Raw genomic sequence first — 22,758 nt, forward strand, 5'->3', positions numbered from 1 at the left:
CACCAAATCCCGCATTCGTCAATCCTGCATTGCGTGTCCTTCGGACACTAGGGATAGCGCTTGAAACGGTCCGGTACACTAGATATAGTGTTTTTCACTGCGATGCCGTGCGCCCCTCCGAGACACGGTGACACACGTCAGCCAGGCCGGCCGCCGAGCCGCCGGAGCCGCGCGCAGCGCAGATGTCCAGACAACAAGTGCACGACTGCCCGTCGGGCCGGCCATTGGGACCTCGCCCGGCCACCGACGCTGCGGGCCATGCCACACCGTATGCAGATCTAGGGGAATCCATGCAGACCACCATCGCCAGCACCGAGCCGCACGCCGGCTCCGCCTTCAGCGCCGCCGCCGGCCGTCCGGCCGGTACCACCACCTCGGCCTATGCCGGCTACCAGATCATCCGCCGCAACGGTGCGGTGGTCGCCTTCGAGCCGCACAAGATCGCGGTGGCCCTGATGAAGGCCTTTCTGGCGGTGCACGGAACGCAGGGTGCGGCCTCGGCCAGCGTGCGCGAGACGGTGGACAGCCTCACCGAGGCGGTGGTGCGCGCCCTGCTGCGCTCGCGCCCGGGCGGAGGCACCTTCCACATCGAGGACGTGCAGGACCAGGTCGAGCTCGGCCTGATGCGCGGCGGCCACCACGAGGTGGCACGGGCCTACGTGCTCTATCGTGAGCGCCGCGCCCAGGAGCGTGCGCGCCAGGGCGAGCAAGCCGCCGCCCAGCAGACCCAGCCGGCGCTGATGGTGGTCGATGGCGGCCACCGCGTGCCGCTGGACATGAACCGCCTGCAAGCCCTGATCGTGTCCGCCTGCGAGGGCCTGGGCGAGGACGTCAAGCCCGAGCCCATCCTGGCCGAGACGCGCCGCAACCTCTACGACGGCGTGCCGATGGACGAGGTGCACAAGGCCGCCATCCTGGCCGCGCGCACCCTGATCGAGAAGGACCCGGCCTACACCCGCGCCACCGCGCGGCTGCTGCTGCACACCATCCGCAAGGAGATCCTCGGCGAGGAGGTCACCCAGGCCGAGATGCACCAGCGCTATGCCGAGTACTTCCCTGGCTTCATCAAGAAGGGGGTGGACGCCGAGCTGCTCGACGAGCGGCTGCTGCAATTCGACCTGGCCCGTCTGGGTGCGGCGCTCAAGGCCGAGCGCGACCTGCAGTTCGACTACCTGGGCCTGCAGACCCTGTACGACCGCTACTTCCTGCACATCCGCAAGCAGCGCATCGAGCTGCCGCAGGCCTTCTTCATGCGCGTGGCCATGGGCCTGGCGCTCAACGAGATCGACCGCGAGGCCCGCGCCATCGAGTTCTACGAGGTGCTGTCGAGCTTCGACTTCATGTCGAGCACGCCCACCCTGTTCAACTCCGGCACGCGCCGCTCGCAGCTATCCAGCTGCTATCTCACCACCGTGCCCGACGACCTGGACGGCATCTACGAGGCCATCAAGGAAAACGCGCTGCTGTCGAAGTTCGCCGGCGGCCTGGGCAACGACTGGACGCGCGTGCGCGCGCTGGGCAGCCACATCAAGGGCACCAACGGGGAAAGCCAGGGCGTCGTGCCTTTCCTGAAGGTGGTCAACGACACCGCCGTGGCCGTCAATCAAGGCGGCAAGCGCAAGGGTGCGGTGTGCGCCTACCTCGAAACCTGGCACCTGGACGTCGAGGAGTTCCTCGAACTGCGCAAGAACACCGGCGACGACCGCCGCCGCACCCACGACATGAACACGGCGAACTGGATCCCCGATCTGTTCATGAAGCGGGTGATGGAAAACGGCGAGTGGACGCTGTTCTCGCCCTCCACCTGCCCGGACCTGCACGACAAGTTCGGCAAGGACTTCGAGGCCGCCTATACCCGCTACGAGGAGATGGTCGCGCGCGGCGAGATCAAGCTCTACAAGAAGGTGCGGGCCGTCGATCTGTGGCGCAAGATGCTGACCATGCTGTTCGAGACCGGGCATCCGTGGATCACCTTCAAGGACGCCTGCAACGTGCGTTCGCCGCAGCAGCATGTCGGCGTGGTGCACAGCAGCAACCTGTGCACCGAAATCACGCTGAACACCAACGACCAGGAAATCGCCGTGTGCAACCTGGGCTCGGTGAACCTGGCGCGGCACCTCAAAGACGGCGGCATCGACCACGAGAAGCTGAAGAAGACGGTGGCCACGGCCATGCGCATGCTGGACAACGTCATCGACATCAACTACTACGCCGTCAAGAAGGCCCGCGACTCCAACCTGCGCCACCGCCCGGTCGGCCTGGGGATCATGGGTTTCCAGGACGCCCTGTACCAACTGCGCATCCCCTATGCCAGCCAGGCTGCCGTGGAGTTCGCCGACCGCTCCATGGAGGCGGTGTGCTACTACGCCTACTGGGCGTCCACCGAGCTGGCCGAGGAGCGTGGCCGCTATTCCAGCTACCGCGGCTCGCTGTGGGACCGCGGCATCCTGCCGCTGGACACGCTGAAGCTGCTGGCGCAGGAGCGCGGCGGCTACGTCGAGGTGGACACCTCCTCGACGATGGACTGGGAGGCGCTGCGCAGCCGCATCGCCCGGCACGGCATGCGCAACTCCAACTGCGTGGCCATCGCCCCGACGGCGACCATCTCCAACATCATCGGCGTGGACGCTTCGATCGAGCCCTGCTTCGGCAACCTCTCGGTCAAATCCAACCTCTCGGGTGAATTCACCGTGGTCAACGAGTACCTGGTGCGCGACCTGAAGAAGCTGGACCTGTGGGATGACGTGATGGTCATGGACCTCAAGCATTTCGACGGCTCGCTGCGCCGCATTGATCGTGTGCCCGAGGACCTCAAGCAGCTCTATGCCACGGCCTTCGAGATCGAGCCGATGTGGCTGGTCGAGGCCGCCGCGCGTCGGCAGAAGTGGATCGACCAGGCCCAGAGCCTGAACATCTACATGGCCGGCGCCTCGGGCAAGAAGCTCGACGAGACCTACAAGCTCGCCTGGCAGCGTGGCCTGAAGACCACCTACTACCTGCGCACCATCGGCGCGACGCATGCCGAGAAGTCCACGGTGAAGACGGGCCAGCTCAATGCCGTGCCCACGCAGGGCGGCGTGACGTCCGCTGCCTCGGCGCTGGAGACCGCGGCCGAGCAGGCGCGTGCGCAGATGGCCGCCGTGCCCGCGACCGATGTGAAGTTCTGCGCGATCGACGATCCGACCTGCGAGGCCTGCCAGTAAACACAGACCTGTGCGATGCGAGGCGCGGCGCCTGGCTGCGTGCTCGCATCGCCTCCATCGTGTGTGTTCCCGCTCCAGGCTGCGATGACGAGCTGCATCGAGTGCCGATTTCGATGCAGCACAGCAACAAGTTCATCGCGTCGTTGTCAAGAAGTGCTTGGTGTTTGAACACAACACTCTCATAATTCGCACCCATAGGAAGTCCACCATGTTGGCCTGGGAAGAAGACCTCCAAGCTTCGAACTCTCTTGCGATGCAGACCGTGTCCGTGACGCCTGGCGCAGCGCGGTCCGCGGCATCGTCACCCCAGGCGGCAGCGCTTGCCGCCGCCCCGGTCTCCACGCGCCGCGTGAATGTCGCCGACAAGCGCATCATCAACGGCCAGACCGACGTCAACCAGCTCGTTCCGTTCAAGTACAAGTGGGCCTGGGAGAAGTACCTCGCCACGTGCGCCAACCACTGGATGCCGCAGGAGATCAACATGTCTCGCGACATCGCGCTGTGGAAGGACCCCAACGGCCTGACCGAGGACGAGCGCCGCATCATCAAGCGCAACCTCGGCTTCTTCGTCACCGCCGATTCGCTGGCGGCCAACAACATCGTGCTGGGCACCTACCGCCACATCACGGCGCCCGAGTGCCGTCAGTTCCTGCTGCGCCAGGCGTTCGAGGAGGCCATCCACACCCACGCCTACCAGTACATCGTCGAGTCGCTGGGGCTGGACGAAGGCGAGATCTTCAACGCCTACCATGAGATCCCCTCGATCCGGGACAAGGACGAGTTCCTGATCCCCTTCATCGACGCGATCATGGACCCGGCCTTCAAGACCGGCACGCCGGAGAACGACCAGACGCTGCTCAAGAGCCTGATCGTCTTCGCCTGCCTGATGGAGGGCCTGTTCTTCTACGTCGGCTTCACCCAGATCCTGGCGCTGGGCCGCCAGAACAAGATGACCGGCGCGGCCGAGCAGTACCAGTACATCCTGCGAGACGAGTCGATGCACTGCAACTTCGGCATCGACCTGATCAACCAGATCAAGCTCGAGAACCCGCACCTGTGGACGCCGCAATTCCGCGCCGAGATCAAGGCGCTGTTCCTCAAGGCGGTCGAGCTCGAGTACCGCTACGCCGAGGACACCATGCCGCGCGGCGTGCTGGGGCTGAATGCCTCGATGTTCAAGGGCTATCTGCGCTACATCGCGAATCGGCGCGCCACGCAGATTGGCCTGGAGGAGCTCTTCCCGAACGAGGAGAACCCGTTTCCGTGGATGAGCGAAATGATCGACCTGAAGAAAGAGCGCAATTTCTTCGAGACCCGCGTCATCGAGTACCAGTCCGGTGGCGCGCTGTCCTGGGATTGAAGCGCCGCGGCATGAGGCCGGGCTTCGGGGCATGAACGAAAAACAACAGGATCTGCAGGCCAGACGCAGCGGACGCAGAAGCCGCCCGGACTGCCTGCCAACGCATTCACCGCACCGGGGCGTCCCGCAAGGACAGAACCCCGGGCAGTGAATCTCCGCGCTGTATCGAGCGGCGCGGTGCTCTTTGCCACTTGATCAAGGAGATTCGTCATGGCAACTGCGAAGAAACCGGCCGCCAAGAAGGCGGCAGCGAAGAAGCCGGCCGCCAAGAAGGCCGCTGCGAAGAAGGCCCCGGCCAAGAAGGTCGTGGCCAAGAAGGCCGCACCCGCTAAGAAGGCGGCGGTGAAGAAGGTCGCGGCCAAGAAGGCCCCGGCCAAGAAGGTCGTGGCCAAGAAGGCCGCGCCCGCCAAGAAGGCAGCGGTGAAGAAGGTCGCGGCCAAGAAGGCGCCCGCGAAGAAGGCCCCCGCCAAGAAGGCGGCGGTGAAGAAGGTCGCCGCCAAGAAGGCCGTCGCCAAGAAGGCGCCGGCCAAGAAGGCGGCTGCGAAGAAGCCGGCGGCCAAGAAGCCTGCTGCGAAGGCTGCCCCTGCCCCCGCTGCCCCTGCAGCGCCGGCAGCACCTGCCGCCAAGACGGCCCTGAGCCCGCAGGCGGCCTGGCCTTTCCCGACGGGCAACAAGCCCTGAGCGCTCGGGCGCCGCTGCTTGCGCGGGCGGCGCCCTGTGCACCAAGAACCCGGCCTTGGCCGGGTTTTTTCTTTCAGGGGGTCACAGGCCGAGCGCGGCCCGGTCGACGCGGTGGTTCTGGGGGCCGCTGCAGGCGATCTTCAGCGCCCCCAGCCGGTTGCCCAGTTCGGCGCAGCGCGCCAGGGGCCAGCCGCGCTCCAGGCCATAGAGCAGCGCAGCGCGGAAGGCATCGCCGCAGCCGGTGGGGTCGACCACGGCCTGGGCCTTCACGCCCGGGATGTGCTGACGCTCGCCCTGGACCCAGACTTCACAGCCCTGCTCACCGAGCGTGACCACCACGCCGCGCAGGTGCGAACGCGACAGCGTGGCCAGGTCCTGGCCGGTGCGTTCGCACAGCATGCGGGCCTCGTAGTCGTTCAGTGCGACCCAGGTGGCCTGGGACACGAAGCGGCGCAGTTCCTCGCCGTTGAACATCGGCAGGCCCTGGCCCGGATCGAAGATGAAAGGGATGCCGGCTGCAGCGAGCTGTTCGGCGTGGCCGAGCATGGCCTCGCGTCCGTCCGGGGCGATGATGGCCAGGGCGATGTCCGGGTGTGCGCTGATGCGGGTGAGGTGGGCCTGCGCCATCGCGCCCGGGTGGAAGGCGGTGATCTGGTTGTTGTCCAGGTCGGTCATGATGATCGCCTGGGCGGTGTAGTGGTCCTCGACCACCCGCACGAATTCGGTGGACACGCCCCAGTCGCGCAGGCGTTGGAGGTAGTCCTGCCCGTCGCTGCCGAGGGCGGCCATCACCAGCGGGGTGCCGCCGAGCTGGTGCAGTGTGTAGGCGATGTTGCCGGCGCAGCCCCCGAACTCGCGGCGCAGCGTGGGCACGAGAAAGGAGACGTTCAGGATGTGGATCTGTTCCGGCAGGATCTGATCGCGAAAGCGTCCGTGGAAGTTGGTGATGGTGTCGAACGCGAGGGAACCGCAAATCAGCGCAGGCATGGACAAGCTCCGGGCAAAGGAAATCGTCAGGGGTAGAAGGCTTCGACCGTGTAGCCGGCCACGCGGTGACCGGGGGTGCGGAAGTCCAGGCGCAAGGTGAGGTCGCCGCGCGCCGCAAGGGTGTCGCCGGCACGGAAGTCCGAGGGCAGCAGCGCGCGGCGGGTGACGAGCTCGCCTTGCAGATCGGTCAGTGCCAGTTCGATGGCCGGCACGGCCAGGGCCACGTCGGCTCGGTTGCGCAGCTGCACCGACAAGCGGTAGCTGTCCGGCGTGCCGCCGGGGGTCAGGCTGCTGCTGTCCACGACGACATGATCGATGGACTGCCAGGGGCCGACACGGCAGCCGGTCCAGGCACACAGTTGCTCCAGCCAGGGGCGTGCACTCGGGTGGTGGGCGGCGAGCCAGTTGCGTTCGTGGTGGCCCCACTGCAAGGCCAGGCCGGCCAGCAGGAGCAAGGCGGCCAGGCTCAGCGCAGCACGCACTGCGGGGTGGCGCCAGCGGGCTTCACGCTCGGCCCGTCGCAAGAAGCCGGGGGTGGCGGCGGGGTCATCCAGCGTCGCATCGCTCGCGCGTGGGCTGCGGCGCCGTGCGCCCGGTGCGGGAGGCGGGCCGGCCCGGGGTGTCCAGGCCACAGGGCGCGGTGCGTCGGGGTCGTCCTGGCCATGCAGGCGGCTGTCCAGACGGGCATCGGCGAACCCGTGTTCCACGTCCCCGTCGTGCTGGGCGCCGTAAGTGCTGCGGTCAAGGAAGCGCGAGTCCAGCACCTCGGAGGTGGTGGGGGCGTCGTCGTCGCCGGCTTGGTCCTGCCGGGTGGGGCTGGGGGGGCGGGTAGCGGCCGTGGGGTGGGCGTGGGGCGGTGGCGGAGCCAGGTCGCTCGAGGCCCGCGACAGCAAGGCGCCCAGGCCGGCCTGCACGGTGGCGGTCGGGCTGTCTCCCGGTGGGCTGGAGGTCGGGGCCGTGCCGCTGGTGGGGGCCGGGTCGCGCTCGAGGTCGAAGAGCCCTTCGAGGGCATTGAAGACTTCGTTGCAGCGGCCGCAACGCACCCATCCCTCGGACACCTTGAGCTGGTCCTGCACCACACGGAAGGCGGTATGGCAGGCGGGGCAGCGGGTGGCCAGGCTCATGGCGCGAATGATGCCATGACGAGGGGCCCGTCCCGGCGGACGCGCGGCTCAGTCACGGCGGGCGGTCATCAGGATCCAGCCCTCGTCCCGATCGCTCACTTGCAGGTGCAGCCAAGGGGCATAGGCGGCGCGAAGTTCGTCGGCCTGGCGCTCCAGGATGCCGGCGAGCACCAGGTGGCCGCCGCGTTCGACATGGCCGCACAGCAGCGGTGCAAGCAGCTTGAGCGGTGTGGCCAGGATGTTGGCCAGCACGAGCGGATAAGTGCCCTGGGCCCGCTCGGGCAGCCCGGCGTGGAGCACGACGCCATTGGCTTGCGCGTTGCGGCCGGTGGCTTCGACGGCGGCCGGGTCGATGTCGACGGCGTCGATGTGCCGGGCGCCATGGAGCGCCGCGCCGATGGCCAGGATGCCCGAGCCGCAGCCGTAGTCAAGCACACGCGTCCAGCCGCCGCCCAGCGACGGCGCCTGCGTGGCGATCCAGCGCAGGCACATGCGTGTGGTCGGATGGGTGCCCGTGCCGAAGGCCAGGCCCGGGTCGAGGCGGATGATCTTCTGGGCCTGCGCCGGCGGCTCGTGCCAGGTGGGGACGATCCAGAAGCGCGGCGTGATCTCCACCGGCGCGAACTGCGACTGCGTCAGGCGCACCCAATCCTCGTCCGGCACGTCCTGGATCGCAACGACGTGCACGTTGCCGGCCCACTCCTGCGCCAGCAGCAGCGTGGCGGCTTCCAGTGCAGCGTCCTCGTCGGGGTAGAGGGCTTTGACCGTGGAGCGTTGCCAGCCGGCCCGTGGGGGGGGCATACCGGGTTCCCCGAACAGGGCCTGCTCGGACTCGCCGTCGGCATCGGCATCTTCGACCGAAACCGACAGCGCTTCAAGCTCCATCAGTGCATCGGAGACCGTCTCGACGTCGTCTTCGGCGGCCAGCAAGATGAGCTCGACCATGATCTCAACGCTGGTGCTGCGCCATCCAGCCTTCCAGGTAGTGGATGCTGGTGCCGCCTTCCATGAACTTGGAATCGACCATCAGCTCGCGGTGCAGCGGGATGTTGGTCTGGATGCCCTCGACCAGGGTCTCGGACAGCGCGATGCGCATGCGCGCCAGCGCCTGTTCGCGGGTGTCTCCGTGCACGATGATCTTGCCGATCATCGAGTCGTAGTGCGGCGGCACGAAGTAGTTGGTGTAGATGTGCGAGTCCACGCGCACGCCGGGGCCGCCGGGGGCATGCCACATCGTGATGCGCCCGGGCGAGGGGGTGAACTTGTACGGGTCCTCGGCGTTGATGCGGCACTCGATGGCGTGGCCGCGCATCTGGATGTGGCGCTGCGAGAAGGGCAGCTTCTCGCCGGCGGCGACCCGGATTTGCATCTGCACGATGTCGATGCCGGTCACGAGTTCGGTCACCGGGTGCTCCACCTGCACGCGGGTGTTCATCTCGATGAAGTAGAACTCGCCGTTTTCGTAGAGGAACTCGAAGGTGCCGGCGCCGCGGTAGCCGATTTTCTTGCAGGCATCGGCGCAGCGCGCGCCGATGCGTTCGATGATGCGCCGCGGAATGCCCGGCGCGGGGGCTTCCTCGATGATTTTTTGGTGCCGACGCTGCATCGAGCAGTCGCGCTCGCCCAGGTAGACGGCGTTGCGGTGCTGGTCGGCCAGGACCTGGATCTCGATGTGGCGGGGGTTCTCGAGGAACTTCTCCATGTAGACCGCGGAGTTGCCGAAGGCAGCGCCCGCCTCGGCCCGGGTGGTCTGCACGGCATGGATCAGCGCGGCCTCGGTGTGCACCACGCGCATGCCCCGCCCGCCGCCGCCGCCAGCGGCTTTGATGATGACCGGATAGCCGACCGAACGGGCGATGCGGATGATCTCCTTCGGATCCTCGGGCAGGGCGCCCTCAGAGCCGGGCACGCAGGGCACGCCGGCCTTGATCATCGCGGCTTTGGCCGAGACCTTGTCGCCCATGATGCGGATGGACTCGGGCGTGGGGCCGATGAAGGTGAAACCGCTTTGCTCGACGCGCTCGGCGAAGTCGGCGTTCTCCGACAGGAAGCCGTAACCGGGATGGATGGCCTCGGCGTCGGTCACCTCGGCGGCCGAGATGATGGCCGGCATGTGCAGGTAGCTCTGCGAGGACGGTGCCGGGCCGATGCACACGGCTTCGTCGGCCAGCTTGACGTACTTGGCATCACGGTCGGCTTCGGAGTAGACCACCACCGATTGGATGCCCATCTCGCGGCAGGCGCGCTGGATCCGCAGGGCAATCTCCCCGCGGTTGGCGATCAGGATCTTCTTGAACATCGAGTGCGCCTCACTCGATGATCATCAGCGGCTGGCCGTATTCGACGGCCTGTCCGTTCTCACACAGAATCTGGGTGACCGTGCCGGATTTGTCGGCCTCGATCTCGTTCATGATCTTCATCGCCTCGATGATGCAGATCGGGTCGCCTTCCTTGACCTGCTGGCCCACTTCGACGAAGGGCTTGGCCCCGGGGCTGGAGGCGCGATAGAAGGTGCCCACCATGGGCGACTTGACGGCATGACCCGCCGGGGCGGCCGGCGTGGGCGCCGGGGCAGGGGCCGGCGCGGCCGCGGGGACGGCAGCCGCCGTCACCGGCGCAGGCGCCAGCACCGGGGCAGCCACCATGGGGGTCAGCGCATGGGCTTGACCATCGGACTTCACGATGCGGACCTTGCCGTCAGCTTCGGTGATCTCCAGTTCCGAGATGTTCGACTCGGACACCAGGTCGATCAGGGTTTTGAGCTTGCGTAGATCCATGGTGGCTCTCCAACAGACTTCGAGGTGGATTGTTGTGATCGGCGCGCATTGTGCACCGATCTTTTTTTATATGATGAAAATCAGGCGGGGGTCCGGGCCAGGCGCTCGAGCGCATAGCTGAGCGCGAGCCGGTAGCCGCTGGCGCCCAGGCCGCAGATCACGCCTTCGGCCAGGTCCGACAGGTAGGAGTGATGGCGGAAGGGCTCGCGGCGGTGGATGTTGGACAGGTGAACCTCCACGAAGGGCAGGGCCACCGCGGCCAGGGCGTCGCGCAGGGCCACGCTGGTGTGTGTGTAGGCGGCGGGGTTGATCAGGATGAAGCGGGTGCCGTCCAGGCGGGCAGCATGGATGCGGTCGACCAACGCCCCTTCGTGGTTGCTCTGAAAGGCCACCAGCGTTTGGCCGTGATCTTGCGCGATCTTTTCGAGATCTGCGTTGATCTGCTCCAAGGTGGTCGATCCATAGACCTGCGGTTCGCGGGTGCCGAGCAGGTTGAGGTTGGGGCCGTGAAGGACGAGGATCGACATGCGAAAAAGGGGGTGTTGAGCCCGTTTTGGTGACGAAGGCGTGACTTTACGCGCAAATCGCGTCAGAAGTCGAGAAATTGTTTCAATCGGCCCCGCCGCGGGCATGGGTGGGGCCGGCCGGGTCTCAGGCGGTGGGGTGCACCCAGCTCAGCAGTTCATCGTAGCGGGTTTCGCCGAGCTTGCGGTGGGTGATCTCGCCGGCGGCATTGAGGGCGACGGTGAAGGGCAGGGCGCCCGTGGTGTTGCCCAGGGCCTTGCCCAGTTCGGTGCCTGCGAAACCGGCGATGGCGATCGGGAAGCTCACCGGCACCTTGATCAGGAACTCGCGCACCGCCTCCGGCCGGTCGATGGCCACGCCGAGCACCTGCCAGCCCTGGGAGCGGTGGCTGCGGTGGAAGCGGTCGAGTTCGGGCATCTCCCTCACGCATGGCGGGCACCAGGTGGCCCAGAAATTGACCACCAGCGGTCGGCCGGCGAACTGGCGCAGGGCCAGCTGGCGGCCATCGGGGGCGTCGAAGGTCTGGGCGAACAGGGCGGCGGAGGCGCCGGCGGCCGGGTCGGCGGGGCGCCACCGCCACCAGGCCAGGCCCGCCCCGGCCAGGGCGGCGGTGCCGGCTGCGCCGGCATACAGCAGGAAGTGTCGTCGGTTCATCCGCGGGAGGGGACAGGGTCGATCAGGGCGCGCACGGCCGCCAGCGATCCCCGTTCGCTGCGGCCCCGCGCATCGCGGCGCAGGGCTCCGCGCATGTCGTCGCGGTCGTACAGGCCGAGGTGGATGAGCACCGGCAGCGCGAGTGAGGCGTGCCGGTCGGTGACCGTCAGCACCTCCACCGGCTCGCCGCGCCAGCCCAGGGTCTGTCCTACGTCGTAGGGGATGCGCAGGTTGAGCAGGGTGATCTCGGCCGACTTGGGGTCGTCGCAGTAGAGGTTGATCCAGATGTCGCTGTGGCGTGTGGCGGTGCCATTCCAGACGGCGCCGCTCAGGTGCGGGTCGAAGCCGGCCAGGCGCTCCATCCAGCGCAGGGCCACACAGCGCAGCGCGGCGAGTTCCACCGGCTGGGTGTCGGCACAGAAGAGCTCGATGTAGGCGCGCACTTCGTCCTCGACCATCATGTTGTCGGGCAACTCCACCGGGCCGCTGTGGCGCGAGGCCACGAGCTTGGCGGCACGGCGCTTGGCGGGGCCGTACTCCATCCCGTCTTCGACGATGAGTCGGGCGGCTGCGGCAGCGATTTCGGCGGTGAGGTTGGTGGGGGGCATGGCGGTCAGACCCGCGGGGGGCATCGAGGTTCAGGGCAAGGTCACGGCCCCCATGCGGGCCAGGATGGTCTGCGCGCGGCGCTGCAGGTAGGCCGAGTGCGGTCGCTGCTCATAGCGGCGTGGGGCGGGCAGCATGACGGCCAGGCGGGCCGCCTGCCAGGGCGTGAGCTGGTCGGCCCCGACGCGGAAGTAGTGCCGTGCGGCGGCTTCGGCGCCGAACACGCCTTCCCCCCATTCGACATGGTTCAGGTAGATCTCCAGGATGCGGCGCTTGCCCAGGACGTGTTCGAGCATGTAGGTGATGACGATCTCCTGGCCTTTGCGCAGGAAGCTGCGCTCGCCGGACAGGAAGAGGTTCTTGGCCAGTTGCTGGGTGATGGTCGAGCCGCCGACGATGCGCACCGGCCGTGGCGGGGTGTCGGGGCGCTGCCGGGCCAGGCGCTCGGCGCGCTCCAGGGCTTGCTGGTTGCGCTCCCAGGCCCGTTCGATGGCGTCCCAGTCCACGCCGTCGTGTTCGGCGAAGCTGGCGTCCTCGGCGGCGATGACGGCGCGCTTGAGGTGGTCGGAGATGCGGTCGTCATCACGCCATTCCTGCCGCCAGGGCAGGCGGCCTTGCTCCAGGGTGATGCGCCAGGCCTGGCTGCGCTGGAAGGTGGTGGACTGCGGGTCGATGACGAGCATCAGCGCCACCCGGGCGAGGAAATACAACTGCAGCGACAGGGCGCAGACCCCGACGAGGGCGGCGAGGCGCCAGACCCAGGCGAGCACGGCACGCATGCGCAGCGCTCCTGCTCAGTGGTCGCGCCCGGCGCGCAGCTCGCGCAGGACGTCGGCGGTGGGCGGGCGCATGCCGCGCCACACATGAAAGGCTTCGGCCGCTTGCTCCACCAGCATGCCCAGGCCGTCGCGCGCGGCTGCGCCGTGCTCGCGCGCCCATTGCAGGAAGGGTTCGGCGGCCGGGCCGTACATCAGGTCCACGGCCAAGGCTGCGGGGCCGAGCACGGCAGCCGACACCGGGCTGCCGGCGCCTTGCAGGCTGGCCGCCGTGGCATTGAGCACGACGGCGTAGCCGCTGCCGCAGTCGTCCAGGCCGGCGGCCGACAGCGCCACGCCGTGGGCCCGGGCCCACGCGGCATGGCGCGCGACGAGGGCTTGGGCCTTGTCCGGGCTGCGGTTGGCCACCACCACGCGGCGCGGCCGCTGGGCCAGCAGCGGGCCCAGCACGCCGGCGCTGGCGCCGCCGGCGCCCAACAGCAGCAAGTCGCGCCCGGCCAGGTCGATGCCGGCGTTGTGCTGCAGGTCGTGCACGAGGCCGGCACCGTCGGTGTTGTCGCCGAACCAGCCTTCGGGATCGAAGCGCAGGGTGTTGACCGCCTGGGCCAGCAACGCGCGCTCGCTGCGCCGGTGGGCCAGGTCGTGGGCCTCGAACTTGAACGGCACGGTGACGTTGCAGCCACAGCCGGATGCGGCCGCAAAGCCGCGCACGGTGGCCGCGAACCCGTCGAGCGGCGCGAGCACGCGTTCATAGACGAGCGGCTGACCCGTCAGCTCGGCGAAGCGGGCGTGGATGTAGGGGGATTTGCTGTGGGCCACGGGGTGGCCGATCACCGCATAGCGGTCGGGGCGGTCGGCGGTGTCCATCAGTTGCCGGTGAGGGTGGTTTCCAGGGCCTGTTCGCGCGTGAAGCGAAAGCGCGAGACGACCACGATCTGGTCGGCCTTGGCACGCATTTCGCGGGTGAAGGGGCCGAAAGGGCTGGCTGCGTGCACGATGGCCACGGCGCGGCGGTCGAGCACCGGCTGGCCGGAGCTTTGCACGACCTCGGTGTCGACCACGCGCCCCTGGGCATCGACGGTGACGATCATGGTGAGCTCGCCGTAGAGCTTCCGGCCCTGGTGCTCGGGGAAGTTGCGCGTGCCACGGTCCTCGATCTTGCGGCGCAGCTGGTCGTAGTAGAGCGCGTAGGCCTCCTCGCGGGTGCTGGGGCTGATGTAGCGGCGCTTGGGGCGCGCATTTTCCTCGTTGATGCGCTTTTCGATCTCGGCCAGCATGCGCAGCAACTGGCGGCGCTTTTCCTCCTGCGATTGCGCTTCCTGGCTGCCTTGAGGGTGGCTTGGGTCCGGTGCGGGCAGCCGGGCCAGTTCGCGGCGCAGGCTGGCCAGCAGGCGTTCTTGCTGCTCCATCAGGGTTTCGATCTGGCGCTGTGCGTCTTCGAACGCGTTGCCGGTTTCCAGCACGGCCGAGGGCGGCAGGGGCGAGCTGGCGCGGCCGCGCTCGACGTTGCCTCCGCCGGCCAGGTTGGCCTGGGCGATCGCCTGGGCCTGCTCAGGGCGCTCGGCAGAGCGTGCGTTGACGAGGATGACCTCCAGCGGGGTGTCCTCGAAGACGCGGTTGAAGGCTTCGGGATCGACGAAGCGCACGGTCAGCAGCAGGGCATGCACCCCCAGCGAGATGGCCAGGGCGATCTGCAGGGTGCTGAGCTTCTTGAGCATTGCAGCAGTGTCGGGTCAGGCGGCCGCGCCGGCAGGGCCGGCCTGCACCGGTGCATGGTCGCCGTCGTCGAGCTCGATGGCCAGGGCGATCGGGCCGGCGGTGTCTTCCTCCTCGCCGTCGTCCTCCACGGCCTCGGGGACGATCTCGTCCAGGCGTTCGACGAGCTTGGCATGCGCGTCCAGCGTGAGTTCGTCCACGGCCGTGATGCGCACCCGCACATGGGCGCCGCGCGGCAGGTTCTCGGTGCCGGTGGCGCGCAAAACCAGCGGCAGGGCGTCGGCACGCACCAGACCGTCTTTGAGCACGGTGGCGGTGAGCTCTTTGACATCGTTTTGTGACAAGTAGCGCAGCGTCCAGTAGCGCTCGATGCCGTGCTGGAAGTCGTTGTAGGCGCTGTAGGCCGCATCGAAGCCGGAGATCACCGAGAAGAGTTCGGCGTCCTTGGGCTTGAAGGGGGCGGCCAGCGCGGCGGTGCGGCCATGGCGTGCGCAGGCGATGATCTGCCACTGGTTGACGAGATCGACGTAGCGACGCAGCGGCGAGGTGGCCCAGGTGTATTGCTTTACGCCCATGCCGGCGTGCGGCAGCGGCTTGGTGCTCATGCGCACTTTCACACCGGGCAGCAGGCTGGCCTGGCTGCGGTAGATGCCGGGCACACCCAGCTCGGCCAGCCAGCCGCCCCAGGTGGCATTGGCCAGGATCATGGCCTCGGCCACGATCAGGTCCAGCGGCTCGCCGCGCTTGCGCGTGGTGATCTGCACGGTCTCCGCGCCGGTGGGCTCGCGGCCGTCGTGGCCTACGAGCCTGAAGCTGTAGTCGGGCCGGGTGAAGGTCTCGGGCTTGCCACGCACCACTTCCCGCTGGGCCTTCAGGTGGCGGGCCAGGCGCCAGCAAAAGGCCAGTTCGGCCGGGAAGGGGTAGGCCGTCGGGGCCGTGCCGCTCAGCGTGTCGGCGGTGATCACGCCGTCGAGCTGGTCGTGGCGCAGGTTGGCGGCGATCGGCACCCGCTCCAGGCGCGTCTCATGGCCACGGACTTCGAGCGTGGCTTCATCGATCATGAAGTAGATCGACACGGCCGGGCAGTCGCGCCCTTCCTGCAAGGTGTAGGCCTGCACCACCTCGTCGGGCAGCATGGTGATCTTGTAGCCCGGCATGTACACCGTGGAATAGCGTGCGCGCGCGACCTGGTCCAGTGCATCGCCGGGGGCGATGGCCAGGCCGGGGGCGGCGATGTGCACGCCGAACACCACGGTGCCGCTGCCCAGGCCCTGCACCGACAGCGCGTCGTCGATCTCGGTGGTGGCCGAGTCGTCGATGCTGAAGGCCTGCACCGGCGCCAGGGGCAGCGTCTCGGGGATGGGCGGGGCGGTCAGGGCCGGGAAGCCATAGCCCTTGGGAAAGTGCTCGAACAAGAAGCGCCGCCAGTGGAACTGGTAGGGGCTGTCGATGGCGCCAGCGGCCTTGAGCAAGTCCAGCGGGCTTTGCTGCGTGCGTTTGCTGGCTTCGACGACGGCCTTGTATTCCAGGGCGTTTTTGTCGGGCTTGAACAGGATTTTGTAGAGCTGCTCCCGCACCGGCGCAGGGCACTGTCCGGCGGCCAGTTCGGCAGCCCAGGCCTCGATCTGGGCCTGTTGTTGCTGCTTGCGCTCGATGGCCAGCAAGGCGGCTTTGACGGTTTCTTGCGGGGCTTTCTTGAAGCGACCTTTGCCGACGCGGCGGAAATAGTGCGGGGCCTCGAACAGGCGCAGCAGCGCCGCGGCCTGCTGCACCGCGCCGGCGCGGGCATCGAAATAGTCGCGCGCCAGGTCGGCGAAGCCGAACTCGTCTTCGGGGGCGAATTCCCAGGCCAGGTCGAGGTCGATCTCCTGGGACAGGGCCTGGGCCTGAGCGAGCAGTTGTGCAGGGGCGGGCTGCTCGAACTGCAGCAGCACGTGGGCGGACTTGACCTTCACGCGCTTGCCGGAGTCGAGCTCGATCTGCACCGAAGCCTCGGCCTGGGACATCACGCGGCCGGCCAGGAATTTGCCGGCGTCTTCAAACAGGGCGAACATGCCCCGATTGTCGCCTGTCCGGCCGCCGGTCTTCAGACCGTGAGGCCGCCGGAGACTTCCAGCACCGCACCGTTCACGTAGGAGGCCTCGTCGCTGGCCAGGAAGGCGTAGACGTTGGCGACCTCCTCGGGCCGGCCCAGGCGCTTGAGCGGCACGTCCTCTCGCATCGCGGTGAGCACCTTGTCGGGGATGGTGGCGAGGATGGGCGTTTCGATGAAGCCGGGGGCCACCGCATTGACGCGGATGCCCTTGGGCCCGAGTTCGCGCGACCAGGTCTTGGTGAAGCCGATCACGCCAAACTTGCTCGCCGCGTAGTTGGTCTGGCCGTAGTTGCCGTAGATGCCCACCACCGAGGAGGCGTTGAGGATCACACCGGCGCCTTGCTCGAGCATGGCCGGCAGCACGGCCTGCGCACAGTGGAAGACGCCGCGCAGGTTCACGTCGATGACGCGGTCGAACTGCTCCAGCGTCATCTTCTGCAGCCGCGCGTCTTGCGTGATGCCGGCGTTGTTGACCAGCACGTCGATGCGGCCGAAGCGTGCCAGCGCGGCGTCGGCCATCGCCTGAACCTGCCCGCGCGAGGTCACGTCCACCACCTGGCCTTCGGCCTGGGCGCCCAGGGCGCGGCACTGTGCCACCGCCGCGTCCACGGCCTCGCGGTGGAGGTCGCATACCATCAGGCGCGCGCCTTCGCGGGCGAACTTGAGGGCGGTGGCCAGGCCGATGCCCTGGGCCGCGCCGGTGACGATGGCGGTCTTGTCTTGCAGTCTCATGCGTGCTCCAGGAAGGAGAGGATGTCCTCGAGGTGATCGGGGAAGCTGCTCAGCGCGTGGTCGCCGCCCTCGAGCACCGTGAGCCGGGTGCCGGCATAGCGCGCAGCCATCTCGCGCCAGTCCAGCACCTCGTCGCCCTGGGCGACCAGCACGAAATAGCGATCGGGCCGGGTGAGGGTGCCCGGAGCAAGGGCGCGCAGTTCGTCGATGTACTCGGCGCGGAACCAGAAGCGCTCCTCGCTGTGCCAGGCGGTGATCTCGCCGATGTAGCGGGCAAGATCGCGTGCTGGGTCCACGGCCGGGTTGATCAGCACGGCCGGGCAGCCCAAGCGCTCGGCTGCCACCGTGGCGTAAAAGCCGCCCAGCGAGGAGCCGATCACGGCGCGCCGGTCTTCGGGCAGGCGCTCCAGGGTGGCTTCGATGAGCGACCACGCCTGCGCGGGCGACGGGGGAAGCTGCGGGCAACGCCAGGTCCAGTCCTCGCCCCGGGCCTGCCGGCGCGCGATGCACGCACCCATCTGCTGCGCCTTGAGGGAGCGCGGCGAGGAACGGAAGCCATGGAGGTACAGCAGGTCGCGGCGGGGCATCGTGACAGCAAGGGCCGGCGGCAAAGCGTCGCAGTCTAAGCCGACCGGGCCCGCCGGGGCCTGCACCTGGGGTTTGTCCCGGGGGCGAGCGTGAAGGGTTTTGCACCTGGGCGGTCCCGCGTCGGGGGCATGATGCGTCCATGCACGCGAACGTCTTTTCTGCACGGTGGGCCGCGATGGTGGCGGCAGCGGGTCTGGCTGCCTGTGCGGGCACCGGCCCGACGTCTCCGGCGGCGGCGCCTGTGACGGCCCCGGCTGCGTCGGCCGCCTCCACGCCCCGCCCCGCGCCTGGCACACCGCAACCCTTTGCGGAGGTGACCCGGGGCGCGACGCGCGAGGACGGCCACCTGCCGGTGTGGCGGCGCGAGGACAAGGTCTGGTTCGAGCTGGCGCCATCCCGGCTGGGTCGGCCCTTCCTGCTCAGCATCAACGTCGCCGGCTCGGTGGGGCAGCGCGGCCTGTACGCCAGTCAGATGGGCCGAAGCTGGCTGGTGGAGTGGCGCCGCGCGGGCGATCGCCTGCAACTCATGGCGCTGAACACCGCAGTGCGCGCCGACGGTGACGCCGCCCTGACCCGTGCCGTGCGCGAGGGCTATTCCGAAAGCCTGCTCGTGGCGCTGCCGCTGGCCAGCGCACCGCATCCCGAGCATCAGGCCGTGCTGGTGGACGCCAGCTTTCTGCTGGGCGACATCGCTGGCTACGGCAGTGCGATCGAGTCGGCCTTTCGCCTGAGCTACACGCTGGACCGCGCCAACTCGCAGATCGAGCGCGTGCGTCAGTCCGAACGGCTCACGGCGGTGCGGGTGCGCCAGCACCACATGGTGCCGCGCATTCCGGTGCTGCCGCCAGCGGCCACCGGTGCGGTGCCGGCGGCGCAACCGGCGCCGCCGACGGTGCTGCCCGATGCGCGCAGCTTCTTCGTCGACCTGGTCTACAACTTCCTGGCCTTGCCGCCCGAGCCGATGCGCCCGCGCGCGGCGGACCCGCGCCTGGGGCATTTCACCCATGCGCACACCGACCTCACGCGCGACCTGCCGGTGCAGCCGCGGGTGCACCACATCGCGCGCTGGCGGCTGGAGAAGGCCGATCCGCAGGCCGAGCGCTCGCCGCCGCGTGAGCCCATCGTCTTCTGGCTCGACCGCAACATCCCCGAGCGCTATCGCCGGGCGGTGCGCGAGGGGGTGCTGGAATGGAACCGGGCCTTCGAGCGCATCGGCTTCGTCGGGGCCATCGAGGCCCGTCAGCAGCCCGACGATGCCGACTGGGACACCCTGGACGCCCGCCACGCGTCGATCCGCTGGTTCGTCGGCATCGACGCGGCCTCGGCGCGCGGGCCGCACCATGCCGACCCGCGCACCGGTGAGATCCTGGACGCCGACATCGCGATCGCCGACCTCTTCGCCCGCGGGGCGCGCCGCTTCATCGTCGACACCCCGCGCTCGGGCAGCGAGGAACGGCTGGCCGAACTCACCGCGGCCTGGCGCGGTGAAGCCGCCCCGGGGGCCTGCCTCTATGCCCGCGAGGTGGCCGCCGAGGCCCAGTTCGCCTGGGAGCTGCTGCAGGCCCGGGGCGATGTCGGCCCCGACGGCTCCCAGGCCGAGGCCTTCGTGCAGGCCGTCATCAAGGACGTGGTGATGCACGAGGTGGGGCATGCCCTGGGCCTGAAGCACAACTTCAAGGCCTCCACCACGGTGTCTTTTGCGCGGCTGGGCGATGCGGCTTACACGGCTGAGCGCGGCACCTCGGGCTCGGTGATGGACTACAACGCCTACAACCTCGCCCCGGCGGGCCAGCCGCAAGGCGCGATCGTGAACACCACGCTGGGGCCCTACGACTACTGGGCCATCGAGTACGCCTACCGGCCTTTTGCTCCCGACGAGGAGGCACAAGGCCTGGCACGCATCGCTTCGCGCAGCCGCGAGCCCGAGCTGGCCTATGCTGACGACTTCGACGCCGGGGGGATGGGCGGCTTCGAGAGCTTCGACCCACTGGCCAACCGTTTCGACCTCGGCGACGATCCGCTGACCTACTACGAGCGCCGCCTCGTGCTGTCGCAGGAGCTGTGGCAGCGCCTGCAGACGCGCGAGCCCCAGGCGGGCGAGGACCCGCAGCGTTCGCGTCGCGCGATGATCAGCGGCTTCGGCCCGCTGCGCATGGCAGCCGACCTGGCCGCCAAGTATGTTGGGGGCCTGGTGCAGGTGCGAGACCTGCCGGGCCCGCAGGCGCGGCCCACCTACACACCGGTGGCCGCCGCCGAGCAGCGCCGTGCGCTCACCTTCCTCACGCGGCATCTGTTCAGCCAGGACAACTTCCGCTTCCGCCCCGAGTTCCTGCGCAGCTTGCCCACCGACTACCTCGACCGCAACGTCGCCGGCCCGGTGTCGGTGCCCGAGTTGGTGCGCGGTGTGCAGTCGACGGTGCTTGACCGGCTGCTGAGCCCAGGCACGGCCGCCAGGGTGCTGGAGGCACCGCTGTATGCGAAGGCGGGGGAGAGGGTGCTGGGGCTGGACGAGGTCTACCGCGGGCTGCAAGAAGCGGTGTGGAGCGAGCTGCGCACCGGTGGCGAGATCGCGCCGCTGCGGCGCCAGCTCCAGCGCGAGCATTTGCAGCGCTTGTCCGGGCTGCTCATGCGGGGGGCGGGGGCGTTGCCGGCCGATGCCCTGAGCCTGCAGCGCCTGCTCGCGCGCCAGTTGCTGGCCGACCTCGACCGGGCGGTGCGCGGTGCGGGCCGGTCGGTGACCACGCGGGCCCATCTGGAAGACAGCCGCGCGCTGCTGGCGCGCTCGCTGGATGCGTCCTTCCTGCGCCAGCCCTGACGCCGGGCTCGTGGGGCCTCAGGGCTGCAGCCAGCGCGCGCCCTCGGCGTCGAAGCGGGCGCGGCGGTGGCCCTCGCGGTGCAGCTCCAGCCAGTCGATGCTGTCGATGCGGGCAAAGAGCACGCCGAAATGTCCGCGATCGTCGCGGGGCAGCGTGGGGCGCACCGGGGCGTCGATCGTGTGGCCCGGCGGCAGCGGCGAGAGATAGTCCTGGGCGGCCGGCGAGAGCTTCAGCCGCGCCCAGCGCGACAGCACACTCACGCCTTGGGTGTCGAGGCTGAGTTGCACGCGGCAGCGCAACTGCCAGCCCAGCGTGGGCGACCACATCACCACAGTGGCGCGGGGGTGTTCGAGGAGCTGCGCCACCTTGCCCGAGCGGATGTCGGTGTAGAAGACCAGCGTGCGGGCTTGCACATCGACCTCGCGCAGCACCACGACGCGGGCATCGGCCCCGTCGGCCAGCCCGGTGGCCAGCACCGGTGTGCGCCAGGCGTGCTGGCGGTCCTGTGCGGCGCGGGCCAGCTCCTGCCACACCGCCGCCTCGACGGCGGCGAGCGTGGCGGGGCGTTCAGTGCGGGTCATGATGGGTGTCAATGCTCCCGCCGCAGGGCAGGGAAGAGGATCACGTCGCGGATGCTGGGGCTGTCGGTCAACAGCATGATGAGCCGGTCGATGCCGATGCCACACCCCCCGGTCGGGGGCATGCCGTATTCCAGGGCGCGGATGAAGTCGGCATCGAAATACATGGCCTCCTCGTCGCCGGCGGCCTTGTTCGCGGCTTGGGCCTGGAAACGCGCGGCCTGGTCCTCGGCGTCGTTGAGCTCCGAGAAGCCGTTGGCGATCTCCCGGCCGGTGATGTAGAGCTCGAAGCGCTCGGTCTTGGACGGGTCGGTGTCGGAGGCGCGCGCCAGCGGCGAGACCTCCACCGGGTGGTCGATGATGAAGGTGGGCTCCCAGAGCTTGTCCTCCACCAGTTCCTCGAAGACGGCGAACTGAAGCTGCGCCAGGCCCCAATGGGCCGGCGCCTCCTGGCCCAGGAGCCTGAGCTCCTCGCGCAAGTAGGCCGGGTCGTCGAGCTGGGCCTCGTTCAGGCGCGGGGCGTGCTTGAGCAGGGCCTCGCGGATGCTCAGGCGCGCGAAGGGCTGCTCCAGGTCCACCACGCGGCCCTGGTAGGTGAGGGTGGCCGAGCCGGTCGCGTCGCGTGCAGCCTGACGGATCAGCGCCTCGGTGTAGTCCATCAGGTCGTGGTAGTTCCAGTAGGCCGCATAGAACTCCATCATCGTGAACTCGGGGTTGTGGCGCACCGAGATGCCTTCGTTGCGGAAGTTGCGGTTGATCTCGAACACCCGCTCGAAGCCACCGACGATCAGGCGCTTGAGGTAGAGCTCCGGCGCGATGCGCAGGAACATCTCCTGATCGAGCGCGTTGTGGTGGGTCACGAAGGGCTTGGCGTTGGCGCCGCCCGGGATGGGGTGGAGCATGGGCGTCTCCACCTCCAGGAAGCCGTGGCCGGTCATGAACTCGCGGATCGCGCTGACGGCCTTGCTGCGCGCCACGAAGCGCCGACGGGCGTCCTCGTCGGTGATGAGGTCCACGTAGCGCTGGCGGTACTTCTGCTCCTGGTCCGTCATGCCGTGGAACTTGTCCGGCAGCGGGCGCAGGCTCTTGGTGAGCAGGCGCAGCCGCGTCACATGCACCGACAACTCGCCCGTCTTGGTCTTGAAGAGCCGGCCTTCGGCACCGAGGATGTCGCCCAGGTCCCAGTGCTTGAAGGCGGCGTACGCCTCCTCACCAATACCGTCGCGGGTGACATACAACTGGAGGCGACCGGTGGCGTCTTGCAGCGTGCAAAAGCTGGCCTTGCCCATCACGCGCTTGAGCATCATGCGCCCGGCCACGCTGACGTTGAGCTGGAGCGGCTCGAGTTCCTCGTTGGGCTTGTCTCCATATTGCTGCACCAGGGCGGCCGCCCGATGCTGGGGCTTGAAGTCGTTCGGGAAGGCCACGCCCTGGCGGCGGATCGCGGCGAGCTTCTCGCGACGCTCGGCGATCAGCTGGTGGGTGTCGGTGGCCGGGGCCGCAGCCTCGGCGGCGGCAGGCGTCGCGCGGTCGGTCATGG

At 68.7% G+C, this 22,758-nt stretch carries 20 protein-coding genes; 4 read left to right on the top strand and 16 right to left on the bottom strand.

Going from position 1 to position 22,758, the window contains the following annotated elements:
* The first annotated feature begins 290 nt into the window (after positions 1–290).
* The 3 genes from AC1ECW_RS04455 (at position 291) to AC1ECW_RS04465 (ending at position 5,244) form a co-directional block, all read left to right on the top strand.
* Positions 291–3,203, top strand: a complete 2,913-nt coding sequence (locus AC1ECW_RS04455; RefSeq protein WP_409705190.1) for a ribonucleoside-diphosphate reductase subunit alpha — start codon at positions 291–293, stop codon at positions 3,201–3,203.
* Positions 3,204–3,411: 208 nt separating this feature from the next.
* Positions 3,412–4,563 (top strand): ribonucleotide-diphosphate reductase subunit beta, encoded by a 1,152-nt coding sequence (locus tag AC1ECW_RS04460; protein WP_409705188.1) that lies wholly within the window; start codon positions 3,412–3,414, stop codon positions 4,561–4,563.
* 210 nt (positions 4,564–4,773) lie between these two features.
* The gene (locus tag AC1ECW_RS04465; RefSeq protein WP_409705185.1) at positions 4,774–5,244 is read left to right on the top strand and encodes a histone H1-like DNA-binding protein; all 471 of its coding nucleotides are present in this window, start codon (positions 4,774–4,776) and stop codon (positions 5,242–5,244) included.
* A gap of 81 nt (positions 5,245–5,325) precedes the next feature.
* Here the strand turns inward: AC1ECW_RS04465 and AC1ECW_RS04470 are convergent, their stop codons facing one another.
* The 14 genes from AC1ECW_RS04470 to AC1ECW_RS04535 all read right to left on the bottom strand — a co-directional run bounded on the left by AC1ECW_RS04470 (position 5,326) and on the right by AC1ECW_RS04535 (position 17,823).
* Positions 5,326–6,231, bottom strand: coding sequence for a carbohydrate kinase family protein (locus tag AC1ECW_RS04470; protein WP_409705182.1), 906 nt, complete (start codon positions 6,229–6,231; stop codon positions 5,326–5,328).
* Positions 6,232–6,257: 26 nt separating this feature from the next.
* A complete protein-coding gene (locus tag AC1ECW_RS04475) occupies positions 6,258–7,355 on the bottom strand; it encodes a zinc-ribbon and DUF3426 domain-containing protein (RefSeq protein WP_481201287.1) in 1,098 nt (365 codons plus the stop codon).
* Between the two features lie 48 nt (positions 7,356–7,403).
* Positions 7,404–8,300, bottom strand: a complete 897-nt coding sequence (gene prmA / locus AC1ECW_RS04480) for a 50S ribosomal protein L11 methyltransferase (RefSeq protein WP_481201288.1) — start codon at positions 8,298–8,300, stop codon at positions 7,404–7,406.
* A 4-nt stretch (positions 8,301–8,304) separates the two neighbouring features.
* Positions 8,305–9,654, bottom strand: a complete 1,350-nt coding sequence (gene accC, locus AC1ECW_RS04485; protein ID WP_409705173.1) for an acetyl-CoA carboxylase biotin carboxylase subunit — start codon at positions 9,652–9,654, stop codon at positions 8,305–8,307.
* A gap of 10 nt (positions 9,655–9,664) precedes the next feature.
* Entirely contained in the window at positions 9,665–10,132 is a 468-nt protein-coding gene (gene accB / locus AC1ECW_RS04490) for an acetyl-CoA carboxylase biotin carboxyl carrier protein (protein WP_409705170.1), read from the bottom strand.
* 80 nt (positions 10,133–10,212) lie between these two features.
* Entirely contained in the window at positions 10,213–10,659 is a 447-nt protein-coding gene (gene aroQ / locus AC1ECW_RS04495) for a type II 3-dehydroquinate dehydratase (protein WP_409705167.1), read from the bottom strand.
* A gap of 124 nt (positions 10,660–10,783) precedes the next feature.
* Positions 10,784–11,311: a TlpA disulfide reductase family protein gene (locus AC1ECW_RS04500; RefSeq protein WP_409705164.1), complete on the bottom strand. Its 528-nt coding sequence runs from the start codon at positions 11,309–11,311 to the stop codon at positions 10,784–10,786.
* Positions 11,308–11,919: a hypothetical protein gene (locus AC1ECW_RS04505; RefSeq protein WP_409705161.1), complete on the bottom strand. Its 612-nt coding sequence runs from the start codon at positions 11,917–11,919 to the stop codon at positions 11,308–11,310. Before AC1ECW_RS04505 ends, AC1ECW_RS04500 begins: the two co-directional genes overlap by 4 nt.
* A 30-nt stretch (positions 11,920–11,949) precedes the next feature.
* Complete coding sequence (gene mtgA, locus AC1ECW_RS04510) at positions 11,950–12,696, bottom strand: monofunctional biosynthetic peptidoglycan transglycosylase (RefSeq protein WP_409705158.1); 747 nt, start codon at positions 12,694–12,696, stop codon at positions 11,950–11,952.
* 15 nt (positions 12,697–12,711) lie between these two features.
* Positions 12,712–13,560 (bottom strand): shikimate dehydrogenase, encoded by an 849-nt coding sequence (aroE, locus tag AC1ECW_RS04515; RefSeq protein WP_481201289.1) that lies wholly within the window; start codon positions 13,558–13,560, stop codon positions 12,712–12,714.
* The gene (locus AC1ECW_RS04520) at positions 13,560–14,411 is read right to left on the bottom strand and encodes an energy transducer TonB (RefSeq protein ID WP_409709350.1); all 852 of its coding nucleotides are present in this window, start codon (positions 14,409–14,411) and stop codon (positions 13,560–13,562) included. The genes aroE and AC1ECW_RS04520 overlap by 1 nt, the downstream gene beginning before the upstream one ends.
* A gap of 15 nt (positions 14,412–14,426) precedes the next feature.
* Positions 14,427–16,463: a ribonuclease catalytic domain-containing protein gene (locus AC1ECW_RS04525; protein WP_409709347.1), complete on the bottom strand. Its 2,037-nt coding sequence runs from the start codon at positions 16,461–16,463 to the stop codon at positions 14,427–14,429.
* A gap of 32 nt (positions 16,464–16,495) precedes the next feature.
* Positions 16,496–17,236, bottom strand: coding sequence for a 3-oxoacyl-ACP reductase FabG (gene fabG, locus AC1ECW_RS04530; protein ID WP_409709344.1), 741 nt, complete (start codon positions 17,234–17,236; stop codon positions 16,496–16,498).
* The gene (locus AC1ECW_RS04535) at positions 17,233–17,823 is read right to left on the bottom strand and encodes a YqiA/YcfP family alpha/beta fold hydrolase (protein WP_481201290.1); all 591 of its coding nucleotides are present in this window, start codon (positions 17,821–17,823) and stop codon (positions 17,233–17,235) included. Before AC1ECW_RS04535 ends, fabG begins: the two co-directional genes overlap by 4 nt.
* Positions 17,824–17,963: 140 nt before the next feature.
* Here AC1ECW_RS04535 and AC1ECW_RS04540 point away from each other — a divergent pair, with 140 nt between their 5' ends.
* Positions 17,964–20,639, top strand: a complete 2,676-nt coding sequence (locus tag AC1ECW_RS04540) for a zinc-dependent metalloprotease (protein WP_481201291.1) — start codon at positions 17,964–17,966, stop codon at positions 20,637–20,639.
* An 18-nt stretch (positions 20,640–20,657) separates the two neighbouring features.
* Here the strand turns inward: AC1ECW_RS04540 and AC1ECW_RS04545 are convergent, their stop codons facing one another.
* Both AC1ECW_RS04545 and lysS read right to left on the bottom strand, forming a co-directional pair.
* A complete protein-coding gene (locus tag AC1ECW_RS04545; RefSeq protein ID WP_409709791.1) occupies positions 20,658–21,221 on the bottom strand; it encodes a pyridoxamine 5'-phosphate oxidase family protein in 564 nt (187 codons plus the stop codon).
* 8 nt (positions 21,222–21,229) lie between these two features.
* Positions 21,230–22,756, bottom strand: coding sequence for a lysine--tRNA ligase (gene lysS, locus AC1ECW_RS04550; RefSeq protein WP_409709794.1), 1,527 nt, complete (start codon positions 22,754–22,756; stop codon positions 21,230–21,232).
* Between the last annotated feature and the right edge of the window lie 2 nt (positions 22,757–22,758).

It is taken from the genome of Caldimonas hydrothermalis (genome assembly GCF_056746695.1).